Origin of the sequence: Nocardioides sp., assembly GCF_034670285.1 — a bacterium.
GTDB lineage: Bacteria > Actinomycetota > Actinomycetes > Propionibacteriales > Nocardioidaceae > Nocardioides.
Genome location: NZ_JAXMNS010000259.1, coordinates 1 through 5,615, shown reverse-complemented (window position 1 = coordinate 5,615; position 5,615 = coordinate 1). Strand labels below are relative to the sequence as shown.

Here is a 5,615-nt window from a genome sequence, read left to right as displayed (position 1 = left end):
GGTCGCCGCCGGCATCGCCGCGACCGACGCCGACCTCGTCGCGTTCATGGACGCCGACGGGGCGACCCACCTCGACGCGCTGCTCGAGTCGCTGCGCCTGGTGGCGCTCGGTCACGACGTCGCGATCGGGTCGCGCGCCGCGTTCGGCTCCGACACCGCCGCGCGGCACAGCCGGCTGCGCGAGTCCGGAGCCCGCCGCTACCGCTCCCTGACCGCACGCATCGTCCCCGGCATCGGCGACACCCAGTGCGGCTTCAAGGTGATGCGTGGCGACCTGGCCCGGGCCACCTTCGCCGAGCTGCGCACGACGGGCTTCTCGTTCGACGTCGAGCTCCTCGCGCGCCTCCAGCGTCGCGAGGCGCGGATCGCCGAGTTCGCCGTGCAGTGGGCCGACGTGCCGGGCTCGACCTTCGCGCCGCTGCGCCACGGCGCGGGTGCGTTCCTCAACCTCGTCCTCATCGCCTGGCTGCTGCGCGCGGAGCCGCTGCGGTCCGTGGACGCGCTGCCCGGCGCCGCTCTCGTCCCGCTCGCGGCCGAGGCCTGAGATGCACCACGTCGCGTCCCACACGCCCCTCGCCGGCACCCACGCCGTCGTGGTCAACTGGCGCGACCTCGAGCACAGCCTCGCCGGCGGCTCGGAGCGCTACGCGTGGGAGTACGCCACGGCCTTGCGCGCCGCCGGCGCCCGAGTGGAGTTCATCACCGCTCGCGACCGCGGGCAGCGACGTCACGACCTGCGCGACGGCATCGAGGTCCACCGCGGGGGCGGGGCGTTCGGCTTCTACGCCTTCGCCGCGTGCTCACTGCTGAAGCGACGCCGGACGCTCGACGTGGTCATCGACCCCGAGTGCGGCATCCCGTCGTTCTCCCCGCTCTACGTGCGCCGGTCGACCGCAGTGGTCCTCGTCGTCCACCACGTCCACCAGGAACAGTTCACGACCTACTTCCCGACGCCACTGGCGCGCCTGGGGCAGTGGTTGGAAAGGGTTGCCATGCGCCGCGTCTACCGACGTCGTCGTACGGTCGCGGTCTCGGAGTCCACGCGCGACGAGATGTTCACCCAGCTCGACTGGGACAGCCCGGTCTCCATCATCGGCAACGGCACTGCCGCTCCGCTCGTCGCCGCGGGAGAAAGCGACCCGGCCTCGGCCGAGGCGTTCCTCGCCAAGGACCCCGACCGACTGCTCGTCCTGGGCCGCCTGGTCCCGCACAAGCGCGTCGACCTGGTCCTGCGTGCCATGCACGCCCTGAGGCACGAGCGGCCCGGCCTGCACCTCGACGTGTGCGGCAAGGGACCCCAGCTCGACCGGCTCCGCTGGATCGCGGCCGACCTCGACCTCGCCGACCGGGTGACCTTCCACGGCTACGTGGCCGAGTCGACCAAGCAGGCGTTGCTCCGCCGTGCGGCCCTCCACGTCTGTGCCTCCGACATCGAGGGCTGGGGGCAGGTCGTCATCGAGGCGGCCGGCTACGGCATCCCGACGGTGGCCCGCGACGTGCCCGGACTGCGCGACTCGATCCGCGACGGTGAGACCGGCTGGCTGGTGCCCGACTCCGACGACCTCGCCGTCGTCCAGACGCGACTCACCGACGCCATCCGCTCCGCCCTCGACGATCTCGAGGCACCACGGCGGCGACGTCTGGCCTTCGAGGCGAGCACCACCTGGGCTGCCGGCTTCAGCTGGTCTCGCATGCACCACGAGGCCGTCGAGCTGGTCGTCGACGAGCGTCAGGCCCTTCGGGGCGTCCCACGGCACGCGCCGAGCGTGTCCCTTCCTGCTTCCGTCACTGCTGCACCCGCGGTAACCGCCGCGACCACTGAGAGGTAATCATCATGCGTCGAGTCTTCAGCACCGCCCTTGTCGGGCTCGGAGCGTTCCTGATCATGGCCGCGCTGCTGGTCAAGTTCTACGCCCAGCCGAACCTGGCCACCATCCCGACCAACTACGAGTCGACCACCGAGCTCCAGGCCGAGGGGGCGACGATCTTCGATGCCGCCACCCTGCAGCCGGTCACCACCGACCTGGCGATCTCGTCCTTCACGATCGCCGACAGCGACGCGGCGGCCCCCGAGGGGGTCGTGGTGTGGGTCAACCGCACCTCGATCCTCAACACCGGGGTCGAGGGCGCGACCTGCGACCCGACGGTCGACGCGGCCCTGCCCGGCTGCTTCAAGCAGGACTCCGAGCGGGTGCCGTTCGACGCCGAGACGGGCGCGGCAGCCGAGTGCCCCGGGTGCGGGTCCTACGTCGACGAGTCCTACGTCGACGGTGACAGCTATGCGGTGCGCCAGGTGGAGGTCAACCGCTCGGGTCAGATCTACAAGGCCCCCTTCGACATGGCGAAGGAAGACATGTCGTGGTGGGACTCCTCGGTGCGTGAGGCCAGCACGATGGCCTACGTCGGCACGGAGAAGCTCGACGGGCTCGAGACCTACAAGTTCGTCCAGACCATCGACGCCACCCAGATCGGCACCCAGGACCTGCCGGGCTCGGTCTTCGACGTCGCCGACGACACCGTGACCGCCGACATGATGTACGCGATGGTGCGCACCGTCTGGTTCGAGCCCACCACCGGTTCGCCGGTCAAGCGTGTCGAGAACCGCAACCAGTACTTCGAGGCCGACGGCCAGCAGGTGCCGGCCTTCGTGGGCACCGTGGAGTACACCCCCGAGACCGTGTCCGACCTCGTCGACGGTGGCAAGTCCCAGAGCTTCCTCCTCGGGGGCATGGTGTGGCTGTTCCCGGCGATCCTGCTGCTCCTGGGACTCGCCGCGATCGCCGGCGGACTGCGTCTGCGCAGCGGCGGGCGCAGCGACTCGGGCCACCACAAGAACGACCGCGAGCTCGTCACCGCCTGAGCGCGTTCAGCCTTCGGGCAGGTGAGCCACGACGGCCTCGAGCAGCTGCTCGAGGCCGTCGTGCGTCCACTGGGCGCCACGGGCGCGCAGCGTGAGGCACGTCGAGCCGCGCAAGGTCACGCCTCCGAGCGAGAGGCCGGTGCCGCCCGCGGTCACGGGGTGGAACGCCAGTGCGTCCACCGCGCCGTCCACCCTGCCCAGGTGCGACACGAGCAGGGTCGACCCGAGGCGCGGTGCCAACGCACGAAGCCCCAGGCGCATCATTCCGGCGCCCGACCCGGTCGCCTGGACCGCCCGCGCGGTGGCTGCGTGGGCCAACGCCTCGGCGACGCCCGCGGCGTCGAGGCGCTCGACGTCGCGCAGACGCAGCAGGGCGCTCCGGTCGGAGATCGGCCACGGAGTCGCGTCGCGGGTGACGCCCACTGCGACCGCCACGTGGCGCGTGCGTCGTCGTGGTCGGTGCTCGCGCTGGTGGTCGACGACTCCTCGCACGCCGGCGCTCACGAGCGCGGCGGTGCGGTGCTCGCCCGGGACCAGTCGCTCGACGTAGACGTCTCTCGGCTGCGGTGTGGCGGGCGTCGGGCCGACCACGCGGGCGGGCGGCGCCCACGCGACCTCGGCCAGACGCCGTACGACGGTGCCGACCGGCCCCGAGGCATCGGGTCGTTCGCCGACGCCGCGGGCGCTCGACGTGATCGGGGTGCCGGTGAGGGCGCTGAGCACCGTCAGCAGCCCGAGGCCGTCGACGCGACTGTGGTGGGCCGAGACCACGACCTGGGTGCCGTCGGAGGAGAGGCCGAGGGAGACGACGCCGACCCGCTCGTCGCCGAGCGCGCGCCTGGCCGCAGCGACGTCGTCCACGACGACGACCTGACCCCGGCCCGCCCAGCCCTGGTCGCGGTGCAGCCCGGCGAGGCGCTCACGTGCGACGTCGGCCGGCAGCGGCTCGGTGAGCCGGGCGGTCAGCACGATGCGCCAGGCGATCGTGGGGTCGGCCACCCAGTCGGGGGCACTCGCGTCGCTCACCCGGGCTCGAGCACGCCGGGCTTCACCGCTCGCACGACCAGGCTGACGCCGGGGAGGTGGTGCAGGGGCAGGAAGCGTTCGGTGGCCACGGCCGCGCGCAGGCCGGCGTTGAGGACCGGGTGCACCTGCTCCATCTCGCTCTCGCTGGTGTTGCTACGGCGTCGGGCCCGGACCACCGGACGGAGCAGGACGTTCCAGGAGCGGACATCGATCACCTCGAGCCCCACGCGCTCCATCAGGCCGATCAGCTCCGGCTTCTCGTAGCGGCGCACGTGACCCAGGGCGACGTCGTGGCCGCTCCACAGCGACATGCTGCACGGCACGGCGACCAGCAGGCGGCCGCCCGGCTTCAGCACCCGGAAGGTCTCGCGGGCGACGGCCTCGTCGTCCTCGATGTGCTCCCACATGTCGGTCGACATGACGAGGTCCATCGACGCGTCGGGGAAGGGCAGCAGCCGTGCGTCGCCGCGGACCACGTCGAGACCGCGGCTGGTGGCGAGTCCCGCTGCGGCCGGGGAGTACTCCAGCCCGCTGACCTGCCACCCGAGGTCGCGCAGGACCCCGGTGTTGCCGCCGCCGCCGCAGCCGACGTCGAGCGCCCGTCCGGGGGTCAGGGGCGAGACGAGTCGACGCACCAGCGCGCGTCGCTCGGCATACCACCAGTGCCTCTGCTCGAGGGCTGCTGACTTGCGGATCTCGTCCTCGTTCACGCTACGACCCTAGCGGCGGGCTCGGGCGCCACCCGCGAGCAGATCGGCGCCGAGGATCGCGGTGCCCGGGGTGAGTCGACCGCGGACGGAGGACCACCCGCCCCAGACCCGGTCGTGGCCCTCGGGCCACTCCGGCTCCACGAGGTCGGTGAGTGCGAAGCCCGCCGCGGACAGCAGCCCCACCCAGTCGCCGAGCGTGCGGTGGTGCTCGACGTAGGTGACCTCGTCGGTGTCGTCGTCGACCTCGACGTAGGGGAGCCGGTCCCAGTAGGACTGGGCAGCGACCAGGCCGCCCTCGGACGGGTCGTCGGGAAACATCCAGCGCGTGGGGTGGGTGATCGAGAAGACGAAGCGTCCGCCCGGGCGCAGGACGCGAGCGGTCTCGTCGATCGCCGCAGCGATGTCGTGCACGAACTGGAGGGCGCCAAAGCTGCAGAAGACGATGTCGAACGACGCCGCGGCGAACGGCAGGTGGGTCGCGGTGCCACGCACCGACGGCACCTCCACCCCGGTCTCCGCGTCGATCCGTAGGCCGTGCTGGAGCTGGCGGTGCGACAGGTCGAGTCCGACGGCACGTCCACCCCGGGCGTTGATCCAGCGCGAGCACTGCCCGGCGCCCGACCCGACCTCGAGGACGTCGCGTCCCTCGACGCTCCCGAGCAGCCCGGCGTCGGACTCGGTGAGGCCCTCGGGGCCCCAGACGAAACCCATGTCACCCAGGAAGGCCCCGTGCGTCGACTGGTACTCGTCGGCGTAGCGGTCCCAGTCGGGGCCGTTGGCCCGTCGCGACTCGTCCTCGTCCACGAGCCGACGGTGCGCGCTCACCGGTGCCATCGGCGGGTGGTCGCGGGAGTCCGGCGCACTGCGGGGGAGCGGCTTGGTCACGTCCCGGCCACGGCGTTCGGGCGGCGTCGTCCGCCGGGGAGGCGCCCGACGAGGTCGCCCAGCGGCCCGACGGCGTGGTGCAACGAGTCGGCCGAGTCGGACAGTGCCGGGATGAGCCGAGCGATCTCGTTGAG

General features: G+C 72.4%; 6 protein-coding genes. 3 read left to right on the top strand and 3 right to left on the bottom strand.

From position 1 onward, the window contains the following. The 3 genes from VOI19_RS13185 to VOI19_RS13175 form a co-directional block, all read left to right on the top strand. A partial coding sequence (locus VOI19_RS13185; RefSeq protein WP_323793422.1) for a glycosyltransferase occupies positions 1-544 on the top strand: 544 nt, incomplete at its 5' end. A 1-nt stretch (position 545) separates the two neighbouring features. Further along, a complete protein-coding gene (locus tag VOI19_RS13180; protein ID WP_323793421.1) occupies positions 546-1,829 on the top strand; it encodes a glycosyltransferase family 4 protein in 1,284 nt (427 codons plus the stop codon). A gap of 5 nt (positions 1,830-1,834) precedes the next feature. Then, complete coding sequence (locus VOI19_RS13175) at positions 1,835-2,860, top strand: DUF3068 domain-containing protein (RefSeq protein WP_323793420.1); 1,026 nt, start codon at positions 1,835-1,837, stop codon at positions 2,858-2,860. Between the two features lie 6 nt (positions 2,861-2,866). Here VOI19_RS13175 and VOI19_RS13170 read toward each other — a convergent pair whose 3' ends face one another. From VOI19_RS13170 to VOI19_RS13160, 3 genes are read right to left on the bottom strand one after another with little or no spacing between them, the layout of a single operon-like run. Next, positions 2,867-3,886 carry a hypothetical protein gene (locus tag VOI19_RS13170; RefSeq protein ID WP_323793419.1) on the bottom strand — a complete coding sequence of 340 codons (1,020 nt, stop codon included), beginning with the start codon at positions 3,884-3,886 and terminating at the stop codon, positions 2,867-2,869. Further along, on the bottom strand, positions 3,883-4,596 hold the full coding sequence (locus VOI19_RS13165) for a class I SAM-dependent methyltransferase (protein WP_323793418.1): 714 nt from the start codon (positions 4,594-4,596) through the stop codon (positions 3,883-3,885). The genes VOI19_RS13170 and VOI19_RS13165 overlap by 4 nt, the downstream gene beginning before the upstream one ends. 9 nt (positions 4,597-4,605) lie before the next feature. Then, entirely contained in the window at positions 4,606-5,400 is a 795-nt protein-coding gene (locus tag VOI19_RS13160) for a class I SAM-dependent methyltransferase (protein ID WP_323793417.1), read from the bottom strand. Between the last annotated feature and the right edge of the window lie 215 nt (positions 5,401-5,615).

What these genes read in the sequence shown, in the direction of transcription:
- VOI19_RS13175 (WP_323793420.1), top strand. Translation starts at nt 1,835, where the DNA reads ATGCGTCGAGTCTTCAGCACCGCCCTTGTCGGGCTCGGAGCGTTCCTG.
- VOI19_RS13180 (WP_323793421.1), top strand. Translation starts at nt 546, where the DNA reads ATGCACCACGTCGCGTCCCACACGCCCCTCGCCGGCACCCACGCCGTC.